The sequence below is a fragment of the Prosthecobacter vanneervenii genome (assembly GCF_014203095.1).
Classification (GTDB): Bacteria; Verrucomicrobiota; Verrucomicrobiia; order Verrucomicrobiales; family Verrucomicrobiaceae; genus Prosthecobacter; species Prosthecobacter vanneervenii.
The window spans coordinates 12,509-32,507 of the sequence record NZ_JACHIG010000014.1; the positions used below are offsets into that span (position 1 = coordinate 12,509).

General features: G+C 62.1%; 24 protein-coding genes. 11 read left to right on the top strand and 13 right to left on the bottom strand.

Annotated features, from left to right (window positions below; all coding sequences use genetic code 11):
* Positions 1-3 precede the first annotated feature (3 nt).
* From HNQ65_RS23500 to HNQ65_RS23520, 5 genes are read right to left on the bottom strand one after another with little or no spacing between them, the layout of a single operon-like run.
* Positions 4-1,032, bottom strand: a complete 1,029-nt coding sequence (locus HNQ65_RS23500) for an NAD-dependent epimerase/dehydratase family protein (protein ID WP_184343687.1) — start codon at positions 1,030-1,032, stop codon at positions 4-6.
* Entirely contained in the window at positions 1,025-1,906 is an 882-nt protein-coding gene (locus HNQ65_RS23505; RefSeq protein WP_184343689.1) for a transketolase family protein, read from the bottom strand. Before HNQ65_RS23505 ends, HNQ65_RS23500 begins: the two co-directional genes overlap by 8 nt.
* On the bottom strand, positions 1,903-2,721 hold the full coding sequence (locus tag HNQ65_RS23510; RefSeq protein ID WP_184343691.1) for a transketolase: 819 nt from the start codon (positions 2,719-2,721) through the stop codon (positions 1,903-1,905). The genes HNQ65_RS23505 and HNQ65_RS23510 overlap by 4 nt, the downstream gene beginning before the upstream one ends.
* A complete protein-coding gene (gene rfaQ, locus HNQ65_RS23515) occupies positions 2,718-3,779 on the bottom strand; it encodes a putative lipopolysaccharide heptosyltransferase III (RefSeq protein WP_184343693.1) in 1,062 nt (353 codons plus the stop codon). The genes HNQ65_RS23510 and rfaQ overlap by 4 nt, the downstream gene beginning before the upstream one ends.
* The gene (locus HNQ65_RS23520; RefSeq protein WP_184343695.1) at positions 3,776-4,918 is read right to left on the bottom strand and encodes a glycosyltransferase family 61 protein; all 1,143 of its coding nucleotides are present in this window, start codon (positions 4,916-4,918) and stop codon (positions 3,776-3,778) included. Before HNQ65_RS23520 ends, rfaQ begins: the two co-directional genes overlap by 4 nt.
* A 282-nt stretch (positions 4,919-5,200) precedes the next feature.
* On the opposite strand from HNQ65_RS23520, the gene HNQ65_RS23525 reads away from it, so the two are divergent.
* From HNQ65_RS23525 to HNQ65_RS23545, 5 genes are all read left to right on the top strand, one after another.
* Positions 5,201-6,304: a glycosyltransferase gene (locus tag HNQ65_RS23525; RefSeq protein ID WP_184343697.1), complete on the top strand. Its 1,104-nt coding sequence runs from the start codon at positions 5,201-5,203 to the stop codon at positions 6,302-6,304.
* Positions 6,305-6,321: 17 nt separating this feature from the next.
* Positions 6,322-7,014, top strand: coding sequence for a class I SAM-dependent methyltransferase (locus tag HNQ65_RS23530; RefSeq protein ID WP_184343699.1), 693 nt, complete (start codon positions 6,322-6,324; stop codon positions 7,012-7,014).
* Between the two features lie 12 nt (positions 7,015-7,026).
* Positions 7,027-7,860 (top strand): class I SAM-dependent methyltransferase, encoded by an 834-nt coding sequence (locus tag HNQ65_RS23535; protein WP_184343701.1) that lies wholly within the window; start codon positions 7,027-7,029, stop codon positions 7,858-7,860.
* Positions 7,861-8,011: 151 nt separating this feature from the next.
* On the top strand, positions 8,012-8,416 hold the full coding sequence (locus HNQ65_RS23540) for a type II secretion system protein (RefSeq protein ID WP_184343703.1): 405 nt from the start codon (positions 8,012-8,014) through the stop codon (positions 8,414-8,416).
* A 67-nt stretch (positions 8,417-8,483) separates the two neighbouring features.
* Positions 8,484-10,547, top strand: coding sequence for a prolyl oligopeptidase family serine peptidase (locus tag HNQ65_RS23545; protein ID WP_184343705.1), 2,064 nt, complete (start codon positions 8,484-8,486; stop codon positions 10,545-10,547).
* A gap of 19 nt (positions 10,548-10,566) precedes the next feature.
* On the opposite strand, the gene HNQ65_RS23550 is transcribed toward HNQ65_RS23545, so the two are convergent.
* Positions 10,567-10,779: a transposase gene (locus tag HNQ65_RS23550; protein ID WP_184343707.1), complete on the bottom strand. Its 213-nt coding sequence runs from the start codon at positions 10,777-10,779 to the stop codon at positions 10,567-10,569.
* A gap of 257 nt (positions 10,780-11,036) precedes the next feature.
* Between HNQ65_RS23550 and HNQ65_RS23555 the strand changes: the two genes are divergently transcribed.
* From HNQ65_RS23555 to HNQ65_RS23565, 3 genes are all read left to right on the top strand, one after another.
* Positions 11,037-12,017 carry a TPM domain-containing protein gene (locus HNQ65_RS23555; RefSeq protein ID WP_184343709.1) on the top strand — a complete coding sequence of 327 codons (981 nt, stop codon included), beginning with the start codon at positions 11,037-11,039 and terminating at the stop codon, positions 12,015-12,017.
* Between the two features lie 9 nt (positions 12,018-12,026).
* Positions 12,027-12,221 (top strand): hypothetical protein, encoded by a 195-nt coding sequence (locus tag HNQ65_RS23560; protein ID WP_184343712.1) that lies wholly within the window; start codon positions 12,027-12,029, stop codon positions 12,219-12,221.
* A gap of 188 nt (positions 12,222-12,409) precedes the next feature.
* Positions 12,410-12,775, top strand: a complete 366-nt coding sequence (locus HNQ65_RS23565) for a tetratricopeptide repeat protein (protein WP_184343714.1) — start codon at positions 12,410-12,412, stop codon at positions 12,773-12,775.
* 257 nt (positions 12,776-13,032) lie between these two features.
* On the opposite strand, the gene HNQ65_RS23570 is transcribed toward HNQ65_RS23565, so the two are convergent.
* The 4 genes from HNQ65_RS23570 to HNQ65_RS23585 form a co-directional block, all read right to left on the bottom strand.
* A complete protein-coding gene (locus HNQ65_RS23570) occupies positions 13,033-13,593 on the bottom strand; it encodes a DnaJ domain-containing protein (RefSeq protein WP_184343716.1) in 561 nt (186 codons plus the stop codon).
* A gap of 8 nt (positions 13,594-13,601) precedes the next feature.
* Positions 13,602-13,970: a HesB/IscA family protein gene (locus HNQ65_RS23575; RefSeq protein ID WP_184343718.1), complete on the bottom strand. Its 369-nt coding sequence runs from the start codon at positions 13,968-13,970 to the stop codon at positions 13,602-13,604.
* Positions 13,971-14,088: 118 nt separating this feature from the next.
* Complete coding sequence (locus tag HNQ65_RS23580; protein ID WP_184343719.1) at positions 14,089-14,523, bottom strand: TA system VapC family ribonuclease toxin; 435 nt, start codon at positions 14,521-14,523, stop codon at positions 14,089-14,091.
* On the bottom strand, positions 14,520-14,771 hold the full coding sequence (locus HNQ65_RS23585; RefSeq protein WP_184343721.1) for a ribbon-helix-helix protein, CopG family: 252 nt from the start codon (positions 14,769-14,771) through the stop codon (positions 14,520-14,522). The genes HNQ65_RS23580 and HNQ65_RS23585 overlap by 4 nt, the downstream gene beginning before the upstream one ends.
* A 269-nt stretch (positions 14,772-15,040) precedes the next feature.
* On the opposite strand from HNQ65_RS23585, the gene HNQ65_RS23590 reads away from it, so the two are divergent.
* The 3 genes from HNQ65_RS23590 (at position 15,041) to HNQ65_RS23600 (ending at position 17,357) form a co-directional block, all read left to right on the top strand.
* Positions 15,041-15,361 (top strand): hypothetical protein, encoded by a 321-nt coding sequence (locus HNQ65_RS23590; protein WP_184343724.1) that lies wholly within the window; start codon positions 15,041-15,043, stop codon positions 15,359-15,361.
* 11 nt (positions 15,362-15,372) lie between these two features.
* Positions 15,373-15,852 (top strand): hypothetical protein, encoded by a 480-nt coding sequence (locus tag HNQ65_RS23595; RefSeq protein WP_184343726.1) that lies wholly within the window; start codon positions 15,373-15,375, stop codon positions 15,850-15,852.
* A gap of 149 nt (positions 15,853-16,001) precedes the next feature.
* Entirely contained in the window at positions 16,002-17,357 is a 1,356-nt protein-coding gene (locus HNQ65_RS23600) for a Gfo/Idh/MocA family protein (RefSeq protein WP_184343728.1), read from the top strand.
* Positions 17,358-17,419: 62 nt separating this feature from the next.
* On the opposite strand, the gene HNQ65_RS23605 is transcribed toward HNQ65_RS23600, so the two are convergent.
* From HNQ65_RS23605 to HNQ65_RS23615, 3 genes are all read right to left on the bottom strand, one after another.
* On the bottom strand, positions 17,420-17,674 hold the full coding sequence (locus HNQ65_RS23605; protein ID WP_184343730.1) for a hypothetical protein: 255 nt from the start codon (positions 17,672-17,674) through the stop codon (positions 17,420-17,422).
* A gap of 4 nt (positions 17,675-17,678) precedes the next feature.
* Positions 17,679-18,647, bottom strand: a complete 969-nt coding sequence (locus HNQ65_RS23610) for a DnaJ C-terminal domain-containing protein (RefSeq protein WP_184343732.1) — start codon at positions 18,645-18,647, stop codon at positions 17,679-17,681.
* A gap of 75 nt (positions 18,648-18,722) precedes the next feature.
* A complete protein-coding gene (locus tag HNQ65_RS23615; RefSeq protein ID WP_184343734.1) occupies positions 18,723-19,982 on the bottom strand; it encodes an MgtC/SapB family protein in 1,260 nt (419 codons plus the stop codon).
* Positions 19,983-19,999 lie beyond the last annotated feature (17 nt).

The window sequence follows — 19,999 nt, forward strand, 5'->3', positions numbered from 1 at the left end:
CAATCACGCAGCCGCTGGTTGTTCCCGGCGGTGCCATGCGATGGTTCTACGAAGTCCCTCGTCAAAGTCAACGTATTTAAGGGGGCCGAACTCCCGCTCGTACAGGCCCATATCCAAGCCTACTTCAGCAGGTGCTCCTTCGAGCGGCCGGGCTGTTTCCGGCAGGCGGACCGGGACACCGAGCTGGGCACCGATTTTTTCCGCCACTTCGCGGATGAGCAGCACGCCCCTGCCGCCCACGTTGTAGATGGGCTCCCTGCCTTCCAGCACGGCGCGCAGCATGATGCGCACGGCATCTGGCGCGTAGCAGTAGATGCGGCGGGCATCGCCATGATCCATCATGGTGATCTGTCCCTGCCGGAGGGCTTTTTCGATGAAGGTGTAAAGCACGCGGCGGTCATGGGAATGAGCGCCGGGGCCATAGGCAAGGGCGAGGCGTCCGGAAACGGCATGAATGCCGCTGGCGCGCGCTGCATTGCAGGCGGCCTCTCCGCAGCGCTTGCCCTCGATATAGCAGGCGCGGGGATGGGTGGTGTTGGTGGTGCCGATGCGGTCTTCGCTATTGGGCTCGCCAGCGGGGAGGCCGACGTAGAGCTCGCTCGTGCTGACGAACAAGAAACGCCCGCCGGAAGGGACCTTGTCCAGCAGATCGAGCGTGGCTTCGGTGTTGAGGCGGATGGTTTTGCCGGGGTTTTCCAAGAAGCGCCCTGGCTGGCCGTAGCCGGCGGCATGCAGGATGACCTCCGCCTCGTCCAGGCTGCGGCGAAACGTGGGGTCGGTGAGGTCTCCGCGGCGGATCGAGATCTGCGGATGATCGAGCATCTCGGCGATCACACCGGTCACCGGGCTTTGAAAGGTCACCTGAAGGCGCAGTTTGGAGCCTTCGTCGATGAGGCGGCGAAAAGCGGCGGCCATGTGAATGCCCACGACGCCCGAGGCACCGGTGAGGAGCACGCGGCAGTCCTGCAGGGGTTCGCGGGGGACGCCCTCAAGGGCGATGCCGGCATCTTCGTGGAAATAGGAACTAGACATGGAGGAGCTCGTCGTAGCGGGCGCGGATGTCCGCGGGAAGCAGGCCGCAGGCGCGGTCGTGGTAATCGGCGTGGCCGTAGGAGGTGAGGAACTGGCGAGGCACGCCCATGCTGCTGAGTGCGATGCGTTTGCCACGCAGGGCCTGTGTGATGCTGGCGGTCAAAGTGCCTTCGTAAAACGGCTCCACGCAAAGGATGCGTCCATCTCCGGCGTGCTGCTGGAGGGTGGAGGCATCGAACGGGGTCACTGTGGTGTAGTAGAGGATGGTGGCGTCGGTGCCGTCGAGGGCTTCGAGCACACGATCGAGGAAGGGGCCGACCGTGACGACTGTGGGGCCTTTGCCGCTGCGAATGACTTCGGCTTTGCCAAAGGTCACAGGAAGAGCGCTGCGATTGGAGCGCTCGGAGAGGCGGTAATAGGTGGGGTGACCGCTGGCGTAGGTCTGGGACATGAGGGCGTCCAGCTCGGACGGATGTCCCGGCACGATGATCTCCACACCGGGCACGGCTTGCATGAGGGACACATCCCCGGGGCAGTGGTGCGAGCAGCCGAGGGCCGCATAGTCGTAGGAACCGCCGACGGAGACGAAATTGCCGCCGAGCTGCTGGTAGCCAAAGTCCACCTTGATCTGCTCGAAGGCGCGTTCGACGACGAAAGGCGCGATGCTGTGAAAGAGCGGGATGAAGCCTTCTTTGGCGAGACCCGCGGCGACGCTGACGGTGGCCTGCTCGAGAATGCCGATGTTGAGGACCCGCTGCGGGTGTTTTTTGAATGCGTTGCGGAAGGCGAAGACGCCGATGTCTCCGAGGAGGACGACGACGCGCTCGTCTTCGTCCAGGAGACGTTCCGTGGTGGTGACAAACTGCTTTCTCATGTCAGTTGGGCCAGCAATGCCTCCAGTTCTTCCGCCTTGGGGGCCTTGTGATGCCAGGCTGGATTGTTTTCCATTTCTTTGCAGCCATGTCCTTTGATGGTGTTGGCGATGATGGCGCGCGGCACGCTGCCGCCACGAGGTTCGAGAGCGGCGCGGATCTGCTCATGGTCATGGCCGTCGATCTCGGTGGTTTCCCAGCCAAAGGAGCGGAACTTGGCGCTCAGGTCGCCAAGCATGAGTGCGCGGTCGCCAGAGTGGTTGTAATCCACGATGCAGGTGAAATTGCCGAGCTGGTGGTGAGCTGCAAGGAGGGCGGCCTCCCAGACGGCCCCTTCATTGCATTCGCCATCGCCCACGATGCAAACGACGCGAGAATCGGAGGCGCGGATTTTCAAACCGAGGGCCATGCCTGCGGCCATCGGCATGCCGTGGCCGAGGGAGCCGGTGGAGGCCTCCACGCCGGGGACTTTACGTGAGTCGGGGTGGCCGCCGAGTCTGCCGCTGGAGGAGGCGAAGGTGTTCAGCTCCTCTTTGGGGAAGAATCCGCGCTCTGCCAGGATGCCGTAGATGCCGAGGGAGGCGTGTCCTTTGCTCAGCACAAAGCGGTCGCGCTGCGGGTCCTGCGGCCGGGCCGGGTCGTGGCGGAGGATGCCGTGATAAAGCACATAAAGGATGTCGAGAATGGAAAAAGCGCTCGCGATATGCCCCTCCCCGGCGGTGCTGGCCGCGCGGATGATGTTTTCACGAATGCCTCGAATTTGGGCTTCTATACCAGGTTGATTCACTGTGGCGGATACAAAGCCAGCGTCTTTCATGCGGCAAGACGAAATCGCGACTGAATGGCTGAGGTGACCTCGGCCACGGAGATGGCGCTCATGCATTTGACGATCTGGGTCTTGTCGCAGGCGAGCTCGGCACCACGCACGGCGATGCAGGCGCAGTCGCGGTGGAGGACGGTGTGCTGGTCGCCAAAGGGCCGCCAGCGCCTGACCTGGGAGGGGCCGAAGAGGATGAAGGCGGGCACGCCCACGGCGGAGGCCATGTGGGAGGGGGCGGAGTCCATGCCAAAGAAGAAGCGGGCCTGACGCATGAAAGCGGCGAGGTGGCGCAGGCGCATGTCTCCGAGGCGGGAGAGGCAGGGCTGGCGCACGAGGCTGACGATATTGCGCGCGCGTTTAAGTTCGTCGTTGGAAGGGCCGCAGGTGACCACGGGCTGCCAGCCCTGGGTGGTGAGCCAGTCGATGACCTCGGCCACGCGCTCGTCGTGCCAGCATTTGAAAAGCCAGCGCGAGGTGGGATGGACGACGACGAGTTTTTCCAGTGAAACCTGGTTTGCCGCCAGCCAGTCGCGTGCTTCTTGATCTTCAGCTGGCGTGGGCGGGAAGTCGGGATGGATCTCGTAATGCGGGATGCCCATGCGTGTGAGGAACTCGCGCTCGTGCTCCATCACGTGGTGGTTGCGGTCGGGCTTGCCGCCGTAGTCGGTGAAGATATGGGGCTTGAGCTTGGAGCCTGCGGTGACCTGGATGGCCCAGCGGCGGCTGGCGCGGCTGAGGGCGGCGTACCACATGGCGCGGTCGCTCCAAGTAAAGTCCACCACGAGGTCGTAGCCGCCGGAGGCCACGGCGCGGGCGACGCGAAGCTCATCGCGCACACGGGCCAGGCCCTTCAGTTTGCGGGGGGATTCGATGACTGAATGAATCCAGTCAAAACCAGCGATGAGGTCGCGGCTGCCGGGGGAGACGATGACGTCCAGCTCTGCGGTGGGAAAGGCCTGGTGCAGGGCGCGGAAGGCGGGCACGCCACAGATGACATCGCCCAGATGCTTGTTCTTGATCGCGAGTATGCGTTGGGGCTGCCAGGAACTGCTCACGGTGTGTCGCGTTTGAGCCTTGCCGCCTCGGGTTGTTCCAGAAGGCGGTCCAGCAGTGTGATGAAGCGTTCTTCCGGGAAATGCCAGTTGCCGCGTGAGGCGACGTTTTCGCCCGAAATAAAGGAGATGGCCTGATTGCCGCACATGCGTGCCAGCTGGGTGCCATGAGCCGAGGAGTAAACCTGCTGGGTGGTGGTGCCCGGGACGAGCATGGCCAGCAAGGTGTTCTGGCAGAAGAGCACATTGCAGAGGCCCTGGCCGATCGGCCCCATGACGAGAGGTGCAGCGCGGAACATGCCGATCTGGTCGGGCAGCGAATGTTCGCCCAGGCGTATCACATCGACGGGGCCAATTTTGCTGCGAAGGATTTCCACGATGCGCTCTTCATTGAGCAGTTGTTTGTCAGGTGCATCACGCCGGGTGACGAAGAGCGGGCGGCCGGGGCCGTCTTTGACCGGGTAGCTGGCGGCGCAGTCTGAAAGCTCGGCGTAGAACTGAGGCGGGCAGAGACCCGGCTTTCCATACAGATTGGGCACAAAGATGAGGTCATCCACCTGCATGGTGCCGCGGGTGCCTTCGATGATTTTGGATGGATCCAGCCCGGCCCAGGTGATGTAGCGTGCCTGCCAGCGCGAATGGCCGGGAGCCACGAGCAGGCGGTAGTCCGGCAGGGAGCGCAGGTAATCCCGTGCCGCCATGAGACGTGGCAGATGCTGAAGCATGAAGTGGCCGCGGTTGTCGTGATTGCGGCCTGTCAGGTGAAAGACGGGGCCTTTGATCCGGGTGGCTCCGAGTTTCAAAGGGCGTGAAATCTTCAGCTTCTGCAGGTCGTAGGGCTGCACCCAAGGGGTGAAGAGGCTGCCATCCTTGAGGAAGACCTGCCCCTGGTCTCCGGTGAGCCAGACATCACGCAGCCGGTATAGTTCGGCGGCGGGCCAGTCAAAATCAAACGTGGCGTTTTCAGGTCCGTTGACGCGGATTTCCAGGGGGTTGGTATCACTGCGACTGCCAGCCGGGATCATGACGCGGTGCTCCTGCAGTCCGGCCGCCGTCTCTCCCTCCGCCGTCTTCAACCTGCCTCCTGCCAGTCTAAGGGCCAGATTGTATGCATCAAGGATGCTGCGGGAGACGGATTTCATGAATGCGGGCCATCTCTAACGTGAGTGATGGGGGTGTGCAAATCAAATGCCCTGGGCAGCGGGCAAGGTGTGTGGTAGGCTGTAAGCGTGTGTGCGGAGGAGTTTGAACGAGGATGTGAGAATGCGGGCGGGGCGGCGTGGACTGGCTTTTTGGTTGAAGACGAATGACTCCTAGTGTTTGGGTCATCTCATGATCATTTTGCACAATCTCAACAAGGCTGACGCCAGCCCTGCTGCGCGAGCTGTGCCGCAGGTGCCGGGAAAGGGCTGTCGGCGATGAAGGTGGCGCACGTTTTCGTGACCATGCCGGTGGGCGGTGCTGAGGATCTGGTGCTTTCCATCATCAGGCATCCCACGCCAGAAGGGCGGGCAGAGGCCGTGTGCATTCGTGACCTGGGAGTGGCGGGTGCGGCAGCCGTGCAAGACGGCCTGCCGGTGACGCTGCTGCCTCTGCTGAAAGGAAAGGGCAAGCGCTTCAGCCCGGCGGCCGTGTGGAAGCTTTCCCGCTGGCTCAAGCGGGAGCGTTTTGAAATGGTGCACACACAGGTTTACAATGCCCACGTCTATGGCGTGCTGGCAGCCTGGCTGGCGGGCATTCCCTCGATCATGCACCATCAGAAGACGTTCAACCGTGAACGCCGCCGCCGGTGGTGGACGATGCGGGCGCTCTCCTGGCTGGCGGCCAGACAGGTGACTCTGTCCGAACAGACGCGCGGCGATGTGATGCAGGCGCTCGGCGTCTCCGCTGACAAAACCGCCGTGCTGCCGAACTTTGTGGATGGCAGCGTCTATACACCACCGCAGGATCGTGCCGCACTGCGTGCCAGCCTGGGGCTTCCCGTGGATGCTCCGCTGGTGGGCGGCATCGCCTCCCTGAACTCGCAAAAGAACCACGCCGCCACCGTGCGCATGATGCATGGCTTGCTGCAGCGGCTGCCGGAGGCGCGGGGGCTGATCTTTGGTGAAGGGCCGCTGCGCGGTGAACTGCAGGCGCAGATCGACTCTCTCGGAATCGCCGGGCGTCTGACGCTGGCGGGCAACAAGCGGCCGGTCGTACCGTGGCTGCAGGCGCTGGATGTGATGCTGCTTCCCTCCACGTGGGAAGGCCAGCCGCTGGTGATCCTGCAGGCGCTGGCCTGTGGTGTTCCCATTGTTTCCAGCCGCATCGAAGGAAACACAGCCGTGCTCGGCGAGGATGATCCCGGGATGTTTGATCTGGGCGATGACGCCGGCTACACAGACCGTGTACATTCCATCTTGACTGACCCCTCGTTCCGCCTGTCTGTGGTGCAGCACCAGCAGCGCATTCAGGCGGCCCAGCCTACGTTTGTGGATTTCCTGCGCCAGCTTGACTGCATCTATCAAAAAGCCGTTTCCGAAGGCTGATCCTATTTTCTTTTCTCATGTCAACACCGCTAAGCAAAAGTGAAATCGCCGAGGGCTATGATGAGATCGCGGAAAAACTCGCGATGTCTCCCAAGTTTTACCGTTTGTGCGCGAGTCTGGCAGCGCCGCTGCTGCCTGCACAGGGTGCCGTGCTGGACATCGGCTGCGGCCAAGGCTGGCAGCTGGCTGAAATTCGCAAGCTTCGTCCTGAGGCCCGTCTTTTCGGCATGGACATCTCTCCCAAGCTGGTAAGCCTGGCACGCGAACACGTCCCCGGAGCGCAGGTGGAGACTGGAGACGCTGACAAGCTGTCCTATCCTGCGGACTCCTTTGACGTCGTCGTCATGACGGAGGTGCTGGAGCACCTTTCCGACCCTGTGCTGGCACTGGGCCAGATCCGTCAGGTTCTGAAATCTGGCGGCTGGATGCTCATCACCGTGCCGAATCGTGACTGGTTCCGCTATGAGTGGTACCTGAACAACCGCCGCCGTTACCAGCCGGTGGATGATCAGTGGTACCGTGTGGCGGAAATCACGGGATTCATTCAGCAGGCCGGCTTTGAGTTGAAACGGATTACCGGCGCGGAGAATTTATACTTTGGGGGCGGTGTGCCGAGATTGCTGGAAAAGCTGGCGCTCAAGCTCTGCCCGCCTTTGCAGCGGCGGATGAAGCGTGCGCTGTATCTTGCCCGCAAGCCTTTGGCTTCCTAGCCCCACCTCTGGATGGAAGACCCACTGAACCAGGAAACATATGGTCTGCTCGACAGCGGCGGCGGACGCGTGCTGGAAAAGCTCGGCGCGCTGGTGGCATCGCGCGGCTGTCATGCGGCGTGGTGGCGGCGCAAGCTGCCCGCTGCGGAGTGGCGCAAGTCGGTGGAGCTGAAGAAAGAGCTGAAGGAGCCGATGAAACTGCGGATCGGCACGCTACGCTTTCTGCTCTCAGCGCAGGGTGGCGTGCGTGTGCTGGCACCGGAGCTGCAGGAGCTGTGGGCGCAGACCGGGCAGATGTGCGCGGCTTTTACTGAGCAGCAGAGGCGACCGGCGCGTGTGCTGAACCTCTTTGGCGGCAGTGCAGGCGGATTCACGCTGGCTGCGGCACAGGCGGGTGCGGCGGTGGCGCATGTGGAGGCCTCTGCGGATGCCATCAAGCATGCGCGCGAGCATGCAGCCATCAACACGCTGGCGAATCGTGACATCCGCTGGGTGGTGGATGATCCGGTGAAATTTGCGCAGCGCGAACGCACGCAGGCGGGGCGCTATGATTTGATCATCGTGGACCCGCACACACCGAAGGACGCCAAGCGCGGCTTTGAGCTGGAGCGGGATCTGGGCGCGCTGCTGGCGACAGTGAGCGGCCTGCTGTCTGACAAGCCGGTGGGAGTCCTTTTGTGCTGCAGGCAGGGAGCGGTGTCTCCCACCACGCTGAAGCATCTGATGCGGCAGGAGTTCAGCATTTTCGGCGGCAGTGTGGGCGGCGGAGAGATCCTGCTCAAAGGGGCGGAAGGCGTGCCTGAAGTGCCGTGCGGCGTGTATGCCACGTGGCGCAAAACGGCGTGACCGAGGCGAAGTGAAGCAGAGCCAGATTGTCGGGATGGCTTGAAGGTATTTGAATATACCTTCAGTGGCGGGCTGTGAGCGTGGGAGAACCTTTGAAGCTGGAAACGTCAGGGATGCGTTGATCGGCCAACCAGTTTCTTTTCGCAAGCCCATGAAAATCAGTCAACAGGTCCGTTCAGACTCAGGAGTTACCCTGGCTGAGCTGCTCGTTGTGATTCTGATTCTAGGGATTCTGGGTACGATCGTGGTGCCCAACATGGGGTTTCTGACGGTGGAAGCGGACAAGGTGAAAGACAAACGCAACGCTCAGAACATCATGCTGGCCTACAGCACCGGAGTGGCGGCGGGAGTGAGCTGGCCAGCAGGAGATGTAGCCACGCAGGTGGCGGCCGTGATTGTGGGGCGGAAGCCAGCGGGGGGACCGATGGCCCGCATGACGTTTCAGTCGGCGGTCGGTGTCGATGATGTGGCGGCCACGTATCAATATATTGGAGTGCGCAGCACCGGGGAGCTGTATTTTGACTCGACAGGCGGACAGAGCACGAGCGGGCACTGAGAAGACAGAACGAGATAAGCTCAACTCAGCGTTAAAAGCTGCGTGTGGCGGCGTTTGTAGCTGCTTCATGAAATACTCCGTCTTTTTTTCCCTGTCTCTGTGGGTGGTGGCTGCGCAGGCGCAGCTCAGCCCGAATGGCGCCACGGCCTCGTTTAAAGGCAGCCTGCCGCCGAAGCCCACGGCGGCGCTTTCCGCCGAGCAGGAGGCGGGCCTGGCCAAGGAGCTGGCGGAGGTGACTAAGGCTTTTGAGGCGGTGAAGAATCACCCCCGTGCGGCGGATGCGGACATCTTTCTGAAGGCGGTGCGCTATGCGCTGGAGTTTCACGAGTGGTATGACAAGAAGCCGGAGGACGGGGTGAAGAAGGCCACCGCTTTGCTCGAAGAAGCGAAGAAGCGCATCGCAGCACTTGGCAAAAATGAAACGCCGTGGATGAAGGGCAGCGGGCAGAAGGTGCTGGGGTACTACTCGAAGATCGACGACTCACCGCAGCCGTATGGCGTGGAGATTCCTGAGGGGCTGGAGCTGGGTGCGGGCAAAAAGCCGGTGCCGATGTGGATCTGGCTGCATGGCCGTGGAGACACCGCCACGGATCTGCCGTTTGTGTATTCCAGGCTGATGGCGAAGAAGCCGGGGCAGTTTCAGCCGGCGGGGACGATCGTGATTCATCCCTTCGGACGCTACTGCAACGGCTGGAAGAGCGCGGGGGAGACGGATGTGTTTGAGTGCCGGGATGATGCGATCTCCCGCTTCAATGTGGATACAAACCGCGTGGCGCTGGCGGGCTTTAGCATGGGCGGCGCGGGGGCGTGGCACATGGGCGCGCATTATCCCGACCAGTGGGCCTGCGTGCATACCGGCGCGGGCTTTGCAGATGTGAAGCGCTACCAGAAGCTGACACCGGAGAAGTACCCTGTGTGGTATGAGCAGGCGATGTGGGGCGTGTATGACGTGCCTGACTATGCGAGGAATTTTTTCAATGTGCCGCTGATCAGCTACAGCGGCGAGGTGGATGCGCAGCGTGACTCCGCCGAGTACATGATGGAGGTGCTGGCGAAGGAGGACATCCACCCGCCGCATCTCATCGGCCCGGGCATGCCGCACAAGTATCATCCCGAGACGATCAAGGAAGTGCAGGCGTGGATCGAGAAGGCTGTGGCGAAGGGGCGCGATCTCTTCCCGAATGAAGTGCACATCCAGACCAAGACGCCGTTTTATGGCCGTGTGAAGTGGCTGAACCTGCACGGCATGGAGGAGAGCTGGAAGGAGGCGCGGCTGGATGCGAAGGTGGTCGACGGGCAGACGATCGAGATGAAGTCGCAGAATGTGACGCGCATTGTTTTCTATCCGCCGCCGCAGGTGCGCAAGGGCGGCGGCAAGATCAAGGTGGTCATTGATGGCACGACGCTGCAGCTCAAGGCGGGGCCGGTGGCGCCGAAGTTTGAGACTTTCATGACGCCCGGACCGAAAGTGGCGGGGGCTTTCTGCCGACTGATCAAAGAGAACGGCGTGTGGCGTGACTTTGGCAATGCGGAGCCGTTTCAGCACGACAGCCCCGCTGGTGGCAAGCCGGGCGCGCATCCGGGGCCGATGGATGCGAGCTTCCTGAAGCGTTTCCTAGTGGTGCTGCCGGATGGCAAGTCTTCCTCTGCTGCGGTGGACGCCTGGGTGGAGGCGGAGTCGGCGCATTTCATTCAGCGCTGGAAGAGCCTGATGCGCGGAGACACGCGTGTGGTGAAGGCGTCTGAGATCGCGGACATCTACGAAGCCGGGAAAACGCAGAGCCTCATCCTGTGGGGCACGCCGGAGTCCAACTCATGCATCAAGAAGCTGGCGGGTGATCTGCCGGTGAAGTGGGATGCGCAGAAGGTGGCGATGGCGGGGCAGTCGTACGATGCGAAGACGCATGTGCCGCTGATGACTTATCCGTGCCTGAAGTCTCCGGGCTTTGAGGCGGTGATCAACTCGGGCCTGACCTTCCGCGAGGCGCACGACAAGACCAACTCGCTGCAAAACCCGAAGCTGCCCGACTGGGCCATCCTGGACATCACCCAGCCGCCGAGCGCGGAAGCAGCGGGCAAGGTGGTGGCGGCGGACTTCTTTGATGATCGCTGGCAGGTGAAGAAGAAGTGAGGCGGGGGGAGTGCCGCCCTTACTGTGCCGAGCGGTTGCGCGGCATGCAGGGCGGCAGCGGGGGGTAGAGCATGTTGAGGGTGGCCTCGCGCAGCCAGCCGCGGAGGGAGGGCTGATTGACGCCGAGCTGCAGGGCGATGTTTTTGCAGCTTTCACCTTTGCGGATCATGGAGCGGGCGGCGGCTACGATGGCGGCCTTTTCTGCGGGGGAGTAACGTGAGAGGCGGGGCATGGTGCGTGAGATGGGGGTGAGAGTTTTGAGAAGCAGCAGCCCTTTAAGCAAATCCCAGCCCAGCATGGCCTGCCATGCAGTCCCCGAATCGTGCAAAGAAGACGCGTTTTGTGCAGGTTTGGCAGTCGAGGGGCAGGTGTGCCAGTGGCGCGGCTGGCAGGACAGGAGCCCGGGCGGCTACAAAAACGTGCGTGTTTCGTAGATGCGGGGTGCGTATTCATGAGGCATCTGATCCACGTCATTTCCAACCCGCTTCCATGAAAACACTCACTCGACGCTTTTTCCTTCCTGTGCTGGCCGCCACGATGGTGCTCGGCACCGCCGGTGTCCGTGCCGCCGCGAGCGGCATTCAGGATGACGGAGCCTTTTTCTCCGAATTCGCCAAGGTGAACGCCACCGGTACGATCAATGATGTCTCCAGCCGCCTGCACAAGGACATCCTGGTGCAGACGTATGCGGAGGTGCCGGAGGACGTGAAGGCCAAGGTGCTGCAGCCCAACAAATCCGCCGCCAACCGGGGATTCTCGGAATGGGCGGAGCAGATGGCCCGCACAAAGAAGGTGAACGGCGTGCTGATCCTGCTGGTGAAGCAGCCTGCGCACCTGCAGGTGGTGGTGGGCACCGATACGGCGCGCCAGGCTTTTACGCTGATGGACCGCGAGAAGCTGGTGCAGACGATGATCGCGAAACTGCGTGAGAAGAAGAATGACGACGCGCTGATCGACGGCGTGAACTTCATCGCCACCACGATGAAGTCCCACCGCAGTGGTGCCGCTGCGCCCTTTAGCTCCCGCTCCCATGTGACGCAGCAGGGCGGCAGCTCCTGGCTGCACACCATCGGCATCATTTTGCTGATCTGGGTGGGCTTCAGCATTGTGCGCGGTCTTTTCCGTGCGCTGTCTGGCGGCGGTGGTGCTCCGGTGGGCGGCATGGGCCAGCCCTATGGCTACGGTGGTGGCGGCGGCGGCTTCTTCCAGAACATGCTGGGCAGCATGTTTGGCGCTGCGGCGGGCATGTGGATGTATGACCAGTTCTTTGGCTCCCACAGCTCTGCGGCCACCTACAATCCGCAGAACTATGATTCGCAGCTCCAGGACGGAGGCTTCTCCGGCACGGATACGGACTACACCAGCTCAGGCGGCGATTTCGGAGGCGACTCCGGCAGCAGCTTTGGCGGTGGTGATTCCGGTGGCGACTTCGGTGGTGGAGGCGACTTTGGCGGCGGTGGAGATTTCTAATCTTGTCAGATGAGTCGCTATGCCAGCAATCAGGATGTGGTTCGCTTCTTTGCCATGCATGGCATCGAGGTGAGCCACGTCAGGCGTGAAGGGAGCCTGCGCCATCTGCGGGTGCAGGAGAAGGCGGTGACGCTGCCGATGGATGCCGACCCGGATGAGTGCCTGCGGATCGTGCGGGAGAGCATCGAGGATGCGGAGGCCTGAGCCGCCTGTCGCGACGGGTTAGTGAGAATTGTGGGGGAGACGATGAGCCAGATTGGCCAGACATCTGTGTGGCCTAACCAGTCGCCAGAGCCAACCACCGTTGGCGCTTTCACTCTCATTGTTGCGGTTCACGTCGCGAGTTGGCGGGTGGCGAAGCTTTTTCAGTTAGGCCACACTACGTGCGACTTATGAGCGAGAACGAATATATTTCAGAACTGCGAGCGAGGTGGCCTCGTGGTTGGTCTTCCGACCAACCCAATTTCGAGGCGACGCCAGAGACAATCGCACTTGCTGACGAGGCTGTTCGCGAATTTCCTGACTCACCGAAGCTCTGGTGTATGAGGGGCGACCTCATTCAGCTCGCATCTGAGTCTTGTCCGCACTCACTCGATGATGTGCTTGCATGCTACCAGCGTGCTACTGAGATTGATCCACAGTTTGTAGAGGCGTGGGAGTCGATGGGCCATTTTCATAGCGCCGTGCTCGACGACGAGCATACAGCACAAAGATTTTTCAATGAGGCCGAGAGATTGAGTGGGCACCATGTGGCCTAACCTTGTGTTGCAGCTAACCCGGCGGGAGTTTCGCAGTGGCAATCGTTGAGTCCCGTGCGTCGGCTCAGTGAGCATGGGGTGTTAGGCTGCTCCGCGCAGGTTAGTCTATGGCGTCAACATTATTGAGCTGGGACATCAGAGCATGTCCCAACTTTTTCAGCTTTGGCTGTCGTTTGGTGTGTGCAAGTGCAAGAGACGTTGCCGAGGATCGCGACCCTGAACTTTTTTTGAGAGGGAGGTGCGGATGATTTGCTGAGCTACATCAGGCTCAGGAAGGCCTCGCGGACTTGGGCCTGCCATTTGCTGAAGTAGGCGAGGCGTGCCTGGAGTATCTGGAGGTCTGACAGGGCCGTGGTGTCTCCGGAGCTGAGGCGGGAGTCGAGGTCGGGCAGGGTGGTGAGGAGCTGGGTGCGCTGCTCATCGACGGTGGTGCCGAGGGCTTCGAGCTGATCGCGCAACTGCATCTCCTGAGGAGCCAAGAGCGCTTTGGCCAGGGCGGAAGCGGCGGACTGACGGCGCTTGAGGAAGGAAGCTACGTTTTGCAGCGCGGGTCCGAGCTGGCTGAAGAGGGACATCATGCCCTCGTCGATGGGCACGGTGCACCAGGGCACCTCGTGGAGCTCCAGCAGGTGCTTGAGGCGTTTCTCGGGGGCCTGCAGTGTTTCGTAGGCTGAATTGATTTCAGCAGCGCGGGCGGCATCGCCACCGGGCTGGTCGGGGTGGGCGCTGCGGCTGGCCGCCAGCCAGGCCTGCTGGAGGGCTTCGTCGTCCAGTGCGGCGGCGCGCGGCAGGCCTAGGAGGGCAAAGGCGTTTGGCATGGGCGGACTCAGGCGGAGAAGCTTTCGCCACAGGAGCAGGTGACGACAGCGTTGGGGTTCTTGACCTTGAAGCCGCCGCTCTGGATGTCGTCGCTGTAATCAAGCTCGGAGCCGGAGACAAAGAGGGCGCTCTTGGGGTCGATGACCACACGCACCTCGCTGGAGGTGACCATGATGTCGCGGTTGGCGGGACCATCCACGAGGTCCATCTTGTATTGCAGGCCGGAGCAGCCGCCACCGACGACGGCCACGCGGAGGGCGCCGTTTTCAGCGCGGCCCTGCTTTTTGAGCAGGCCGAGGAGGCGGTTGGCGGCGTTGGGCAGCACCTTGATGAGTTTTTCGTTGCCTATTTTGAAACTGGGGGCGGCGGCGGTCATGGGGGAGGGGAGAGAGATAGCGCAGGGATGGAACGAAGGAAAGCAAAGCGTCGCGGAGCATGGAGGTTCCTGGCCCTGCGATCCCTGCGGAAGTCTGATCGCGTAGATGATGAGGATCTTAGCCAAGCGGACTCCACACCCTCTCAAACCCAAAGCCCCCGAAGTGCTTGGCGTTGGCGGTGGCGAAGTGGGTGACGCCGTGGTGGCGGAGGGTGAAGGCGAGGCGGGCGTCGATGATGTGGCGGAAGCCGGTAGTGGCCTTGGCGGCCCAATTCCAGAGAGGTCTGCCGACCTCGGGCTCGTAGTCGCCGAACTCCCAGACGGGATTCGTGCGGAGGGCGTCGCAGAAGGCGGTGGCCTCTTTGGCGGTCTTGGGCTTCTTGAAGACGGCGGGATTGCGGAGCTGCATGTAAAGCTCCACCAACACGAGGCCGCACAGCAGGAAGCGCTCGCCGACGATCTCCTCTTCAAAGAAGCGGCGCGCGTCTTGGTGGTGAGGCGAATCAGGATTGGCCGCGTAGAGGAAGAGGTTGGTGTCGGCGGAGAGGATCATGACGCGCTGCGCTCAAGAATGGCATCCACTTCGGGGCGCAGGCTGGCGGGATCGGTGAGGAAATCGCCCCCGCAGTCGAGGGTGGGAAAGCGCCAGACCTTCTTGGGGGCTGGCTCCTCGGGAAAGCGGGTGACAAAGTGTTCCGCCGCCTTGCGCATGACTTCCGAGAGCGACCAGTCCTGCCGTTCGGCAATCTCTTTGAGCCGCTGATAAAGCGGCTCGGGGAACTGAATCTGAGTCCGTGTCATGATGTGTTTTATACATCATGCAAGAATCGCTGTCAATTTGGCGGCTCCCGATGAGGTGGAAACGGATTCACCATCAAAAAAAGATGCCATTCATCCATGGCATTTTTTGTGGTCAGGTGAAAGCGGGATGAAGAGGGGATGCCGATCGGATTGCCACGAGCATCGGAGGAAACGCGGATGGGCTGGTTTATTTACGTGTGGTGCGTGGATTATGCTTGCCTCATCGGCGGATTTTTGAGACGAAAGAGACACAACCCCATTATCCATCCATGAGCGAGTCCGAGGTGATCCCTCTCCCCCTGCAACTCTTCACCCTGAAAGATGGCCTGGTGGCCAGTGACAGCGGTCAGGATGCCGTGAACAACTATGCCGCCGATTTCCAAGGGCTGCGCCATTTTGGCCTGAAAGTGGGCGAGTGCCTGGAGCTGGGAGCGCCCTGGATGGGCACGCTGCAGGAGGATGACTTCACGCTGAACTTTGCCTACTTTGACGCAGGCACGGAGGCCAAGGATCCCGGAGCAGGCGCACACATCGGCGAACGCATGCCGATGTTTGAGCTGCTGACACGCGTCAACGAAATGGAGGCATAACATCAACGACCATGGCCGCATCCATCACCCCTTCTCTCCGCTCCGCACTTGAGCGCCTGAAACACGCGGGCTCCGTCAACGGGCTGCTGCTGTGCTGGCGCCGGCAGATCCTGATCAATCTTCTGCCGTTTGAGGAATTCCGCGCCGAGCGGCTGCTGCAGACGCTGCATGATGCGCGTGCGCATTTTGGCAGCGGCGGCGACCGTGAGGTGAAGACCTTCTGGTTTGGGTATGAGGGGGTGTTTGTGCTGGCCCTGTTTGAAGGGGACTGCCTGCTGGTGATGCTGCACACGCATGCCTCCGAGGTGGACTTCATGCGCCGGGCCGGGCTGACGTTTCTGGATGACACGCAGCTGCTGGTGGATGCGCTGCTGAACCCGTCTCCTGATGATGATGTGAGCCGGACCGAGACGCAGCCGCTGGGTGCCTTTGAAGACGGGCTGATGACGCCGATCTCCAGCCTGACGAAGGTGATCCCGCGCCACGCGTAAGCTGGCAATGCAGGCGATTGCCATTCTATTAGCTGCCGCCTAACGGCTGAATTGTCATGTTTGGTGCAATCTAACTTTTCGCTGCAAGGTTTGCCCATACTGCGCCGAATGTGTCGGCGTCGAGTTTTCATCAACCACCCTCCGCATCCATGTCTGATCAAGCCGCCTCCGCCTTTTCCCGCCGTCGCTTTCTCAATGCCAGTGGCGGAGCCATTATCGCTCCTGCCGTGCTGACCTCCGCAGGCAGCCTGCTGGCGCAGCAGAAGGCGGACTCCAATGAGACGCTGAAGATCGGCCTGATCGGGTGCGGTGGACGCGGCACCGGTGCAGCGGCGCAGGCGCTGGGCGCTGAGTACAACGCCAAGCTGGTGGCCATGGCGGATGCGTTTGACACGCAGATCGAGAACAGCATCAAGAACCTGTCCACGCAGTTTCCTGACCGAGTGGATGTGAAGCCGGACATGAAATTCACCGGCCTGGACGCCTACCAGAAGCTCATCAACAGCGGCGTGGACGTGGTGCTGCTGGCCTCGCCTCCCGGATTCCGCCCCATGCACCTGACGGCAGCGGTGGATGCAGGAAAGCACATTTTCTGCGAGAAGCCGATGGCGGTGGATGCCGCCGGCTACCGCGTGGCACAGGCTGCGGTGGAGAAGGCCAAGCAGAAGAAGCTCAATCTCGTGGCCGGATTCTGCTGGCGCTACTCCACCAGCCGCATCGAGTGCTACAAGCGCCTGCATGACGGACAGATCGGAGACATCACCAGCATCCTGGCCACCTACTACGCCGGCCCGGTGAAGGTCATGCCACCCGCCGCAGGCCGCCCCGCTGGCATGGGGGATGTGGAGTGGCAGGTGCGCAACTGGTACAATTTCTCCTGGCTGAGCGGCGACAGCATTGTGGAGCAGGCGGTGCACAGCCTGGACAAGATCTGCTGGGCCATGAAGGACGCGCCGCCGATCAGCGTCATCGCAACGGGCGGCCGCCAGAAGAAGGCGGAAGGCGGCAACATCTATGACCATTTCCACTGCGCGTATGAGTGGGAGGGCGGCATCATCTGCCATCTGACGAACCGCCAGATCACCGGCTGCCACAACGAGGTGGTGGACAACATTTTGGGAACCAAGGGCCGCATGGTCATCGGCAAGGGGCCTGCTCCCTTCATCGAAGGTGAGAAGCGCTGGCGCTGGCGCGGCGAAGAGAAGAACATGTACGACCTAGAGCATCAGGCGCTCTTCAACGCGATCCGCAAAGGCGAGGTGATCAATGACGGCGACCGCATGATGAGCAGCACGCTCATTGCCATCATGGGCCGTGAGGCGGCCTACACCGGGCAGAAGATTCTCTGGAAGGATGAAGCGGCCGGTGGTGGCGAGAAGAAGGGCACGAACTCCTCTCTGGCCATCCTTTCTTCTCAGCAGGATCTGGCGCCTGACACGCTGAAGTTTGGCGACAGCTTTGATCCGGGCACGCAGCCGGTGCCGGGCATGACGAAGTTTGTGTAAACGAACGTTCGCGGAATTTGATGAATGAGCCCGGTGGGGATGCCTGCCGTGCTCATTTGCTTTCAGCGTCTGGCACGCAGCTCGTGGCGGAGGTGCTCCACTTCATCGAGCAGCTGTGAGAAGAGCTTGAGGCCGGAGAGGTTCATCCCGCAGGTTTCCCGCAGTGCTTCGAGGCGGCGCAGGGCGCGGAGGGTGTCGTCATCGAGCTGCGTGGGCAGGATGCCCTGCTGCTGATACTGCACGATGGTCTGGGTGGAGACGCCGCTGCTGCTGGAGAGCAGCTCCAGAGTGTAGGTGTGGGTGGTGGTACCGCTCATGGTGTCAGGCGCGTGGGTTGAAGGTGGAGGTGCTGCGCAGCTGCTCCCAGAGCCTGCGCTCGGCATCGCTGGACTTTTGAGGCAGGACGACCTGGAGCTTCACAAAGAAGTCGCCCCGCTCGGTGGTGCCGCCTTTGGGCAGGCCGCGGCCGCGCACGCGGAGGGTCTGGCCGTTTTCGCTGTTTGCGGGGATGCGGAGCTTGATGGAACCATCGAGCGTGGGCACCACGATCTCGGCGCCCAGCACGGCCTCCCAGGGGGCGAGGTCGAGCTCGTGATACACGTCTGCCTCCTGCGTGGTGAAGTCCGGATGCGAGGCATGGCGCACGCGCAGGTAGAGGTCTCCGGCCTCGCCGCCATTCTGGCCGGGCTCTCCCTGGCCGGGCACGCGGATGCGGCGGCCGTCGGTGGCACCGGGCGGGATGCGCACCTGAAAGCTGTGCGTCTGCGTCTGGCCGGTCTGGCGATTGAGCGTCTGCAGAGAGATGGGCCGCTGGGTGCCGTGCATGGCCTCCTCCAGCGTGACGAGGATGTCTCCCTCGATATCGTGACCACGGCGTGCGCGGCCTTTTCGTTTTTTGGCGCTGCCGGTGGGGATCTCCTCTTCAAAGCCCTGGGGGAAGCCGTAGCGACTGCCGCCGCTGAAGTAGCGCTCGAAGAAGTCGCTGAAGCCGGTGCCGCCGAAGTGGAACTCCTGCTCGTAGCCGCCGCCTGTGTCTGGAGGCGGCTGGAAGTCGCCTTCCTCCTGCCAGCGTGCGCCGAGGGTGTCGTACTTGCGGCGTTTTTCCGGATCGCTGAGGACTTCGTTGGCCTCGTTGATCTCCTTGAACTTGGCTTCGGCGGTCTTTTTGTCCTTGGCGGTGTCGGGGTGGTACTGGCGGGCCAGTTTGCGGAAGGCCTTCTTGATGTCGTCCGCGCTCGCATCGCGCGGGACGCCGAGGATGGCGTAGTAGTCTTTGAATTCTGCAGGCATGGTTAAACATGAATACGCTGCAGCGCGGACTGTCGTTGTGAATGATCCTGCATTCCTTGAGCAGGAGCCGCGGCCTCAGGAGGGCCAGAAGAGGATGATGGCAGCGCCGCCTGCGGCGGAGAGCAGGAGGCCGAGGAGGGCGGGTTTCACGTAGGCGCGTGCGCCAAGCGTGATGACGAAGAACATTTTGAAGAAGAGATTGGCAATGCCGCCGGTGAGGATCATGCGCCAGGCGAGGGAGGTCTCCAGATTTCCCGTGGAGACGAGCTTGGAGGTGGAGAGCGTGATGGCTGACATGTCCGGCAGACCGGAGAGGAAGGCGGTGAAATACAGGCCTGAGGAGCTGCTGTGCTGGCGGGTGTAGGCCACAACGACCAGCACCAGGGCGTAGAGCAGGCCGAGCATGACGGCGTGTTTCAGTTCTGAAGGCGGGTGCTCGCCCGAGGGCTGGACGTCCGCCTTTTCGGCGCGGTGGTGCGCCACGATGGCGATCAGGATGACCCACACCATCATGGCAGTGAGAGGAGGGAGCATCTGGCGCAGATGATCCGATGCCACGATGGACACCTCGGCAATGAGGCGAACGAAGGCCACGGAGGAGGCGATGAGGGCCATGGAGGCAAGGGAGAGGCTGCCAGTGCTGGCGGACTGGCTGCGGCGGGCGCTGCTGGCCGTGGTGGCGGTGCTGGAAACGAGGCCGCCGAGGATGCCGGCGACGACAGCCCCCTTGGTCCCGCCGAGAGATTTCTCCGCCATGTAGGCGGCCAGGCTGATGCCCACGATGAGCACGACGATGAGCCAGATGGCAAAGGGATTGAGCACGCCGAGGTAACCCATTTCGCGGTTGGGCAGCGCGGGCAGGATGACCAAGGCCACCAGGACGAGATGCACGATGGCCCGCAGATCATCTTCGCCAAAGTTTCGCACCGTCGCATGGAGGGCTTTTTTACTCTGCAGCAGAGCCATGACGCTGCCGGCGATGATGATGGCGACGAGCCGCTCTCCCAGCATGATGATCATGCCGGAGGCAAACATGACCAGCATGGCCATCTCCGTGGTGAGGCCGGTGCGCTCCTCGCGGGCGGAGAGGCTGAGCCATTTGCTCAAGGCCACGAGGCTGGCAAAGGCGATGAAGCCCGCGCCGATGACCCAGCCGCCATAGACATTTCCCAGCAGGCCGGTGAGCGCGCCGAAGAGGGTGAGCAGGGCAAAGGTGCGGATGCCCGCCACGCGGTTCTGCACCCACTCCCGCTGCAGGCCCACGAGCAGGCCCAGGCCGGTGGCGGTGCCGAGGGACAGGAGGAGTTCCGAAGTTTCGGGCAGGGTGGCTGGCATGGCTGTACAACGAAGTC

Excerpts from the sequence above, each read along its gene's own strand:
- HNQ65_RS23615 (WP_184343734.1), bottom strand. The coding sequence starts at position 19,982 with ATGCCAGCCACCCTGCCCGAAACTTCGGAACTCCTCCTGTCCCTCGGC.
- HNQ65_RS23600 (WP_184343728.1), top strand. The coding sequence starts at position 16,002 with ATGTCTGATCAAGCCGCCTCCGCCTTTTCCCGCCGTCGCTTTCTCAAT.
- HNQ65_RS23590 (WP_184343724.1), top strand. The coding sequence starts at position 15,041 with ATGAGCGAGTCCGAGGTGATCCCTCTCCCCCTGCAACTCTTCACCCTG.
- HNQ65_RS23575 (WP_184343718.1), bottom strand. The coding sequence starts at position 13,970 with ATGACCGCCGCCGCCCCCAGTTTCAAAATAGGCAACGAAAAACTCATC.
- HNQ65_RS23580 (WP_184343719.1), bottom strand. The coding sequence starts at position 14,523 with ATGATCCTCTCCGCCGACACCAACCTCTTCCTCTACGCGGCCAATCCT.
- HNQ65_RS23605 (WP_184343730.1), bottom strand. The coding sequence starts at position 17,674 with ATGAGCGGTACCACCACCCACACCTACACTCTGGAGCTGCTCTCCAGC.
- HNQ65_RS23610 (WP_184343732.1), bottom strand. The coding sequence starts at position 18,647 with ATGCCTGCAGAATTCAAAGACTACTACGCCATCCTCGGCGTCCCGCGC.
- HNQ65_RS23555 (WP_184343709.1), top strand. The coding sequence starts at position 11,037 with ATGAAAACACTCACTCGACGCTTTTTCCTTCCTGTGCTGGCCGCCACG.
- HNQ65_RS23505 (WP_184343689.1), bottom strand. The coding sequence starts at position 1,906 with ATGAGAAAGCAGTTTGTCACCACCACGGAACGTCTCCTGGACGAAGAC.
- HNQ65_RS23500 (WP_184343687.1), bottom strand. The coding sequence starts at position 1,032 with ATGTCTAGTTCCTATTTCCACGAAGATGCCGGCATCGCCCTTGAGGGC.
- HNQ65_RS23570 (WP_184343716.1), bottom strand. The coding sequence starts at position 13,593 with ATGCCAAACGCCTTTGCCCTCCTAGGCCTGCCGCGCGCCGCCGCACTG.
- HNQ65_RS23595 (WP_184343726.1), top strand. The coding sequence starts at position 15,373 with ATGGCCGCATCCATCACCCCTTCTCTCCGCTCCGCACTTGAGCGCCTG.
- HNQ65_RS23520 (WP_184343695.1), bottom strand. The coding sequence starts at position 4,918 with ATGAAATCCGTCTCCCGCAGCATCCTTGATGCATACAATCTGGCCCTT.
- HNQ65_RS23510 (WP_184343691.1), bottom strand. The coding sequence starts at position 2,721 with ATGAAAGACGCTGGCTTTGTATCCGCCACAGTGAATCAACCTGGTATA.
- HNQ65_RS23565 (WP_184343714.1), top strand. The coding sequence starts at position 12,410 with ATGAGCGAGAACGAATATATTTCAGAACTGCGAGCGAGGTGGCCTCGT.
- HNQ65_RS23535 (WP_184343701.1), top strand. The coding sequence starts at position 7,027 with ATGGAAGACCCACTGAACCAGGAAACATATGGTCTGCTCGACAGCGGC.
- HNQ65_RS23550 (WP_184343707.1), bottom strand. The coding sequence starts at position 10,779 with ATGCCCCGCCTCTCACGTTACTCCCCCGCAGAAAAGGCCGCCATCGTA.
- HNQ65_RS23585 (WP_184343721.1), bottom strand. The coding sequence starts at position 14,771 with ATGACACGGACTCAGATTCAGTTCCCCGAGCCGCTTTATCAGCGGCTC.
- HNQ65_RS23540 (WP_184343703.1), top strand. The coding sequence starts at position 8,012 with ATGAAAATCAGTCAACAGGTCCGTTCAGACTCAGGAGTTACCCTGGCT.
- HNQ65_RS23530 (WP_184343699.1), top strand. The coding sequence starts at position 6,322 with ATGTCAACACCGCTAAGCAAAAGTGAAATCGCCGAGGGCTATGATGAG.
- HNQ65_RS23560 (WP_184343712.1), top strand. The coding sequence starts at position 12,027 with ATGAGTCGCTATGCCAGCAATCAGGATGTGGTTCGCTTCTTTGCCATG.
- HNQ65_RS23545 (WP_184343705.1), top strand. The coding sequence starts at position 8,484 with ATGAAATACTCCGTCTTTTTTTCCCTGTCTCTGTGGGTGGTGGCTGCG.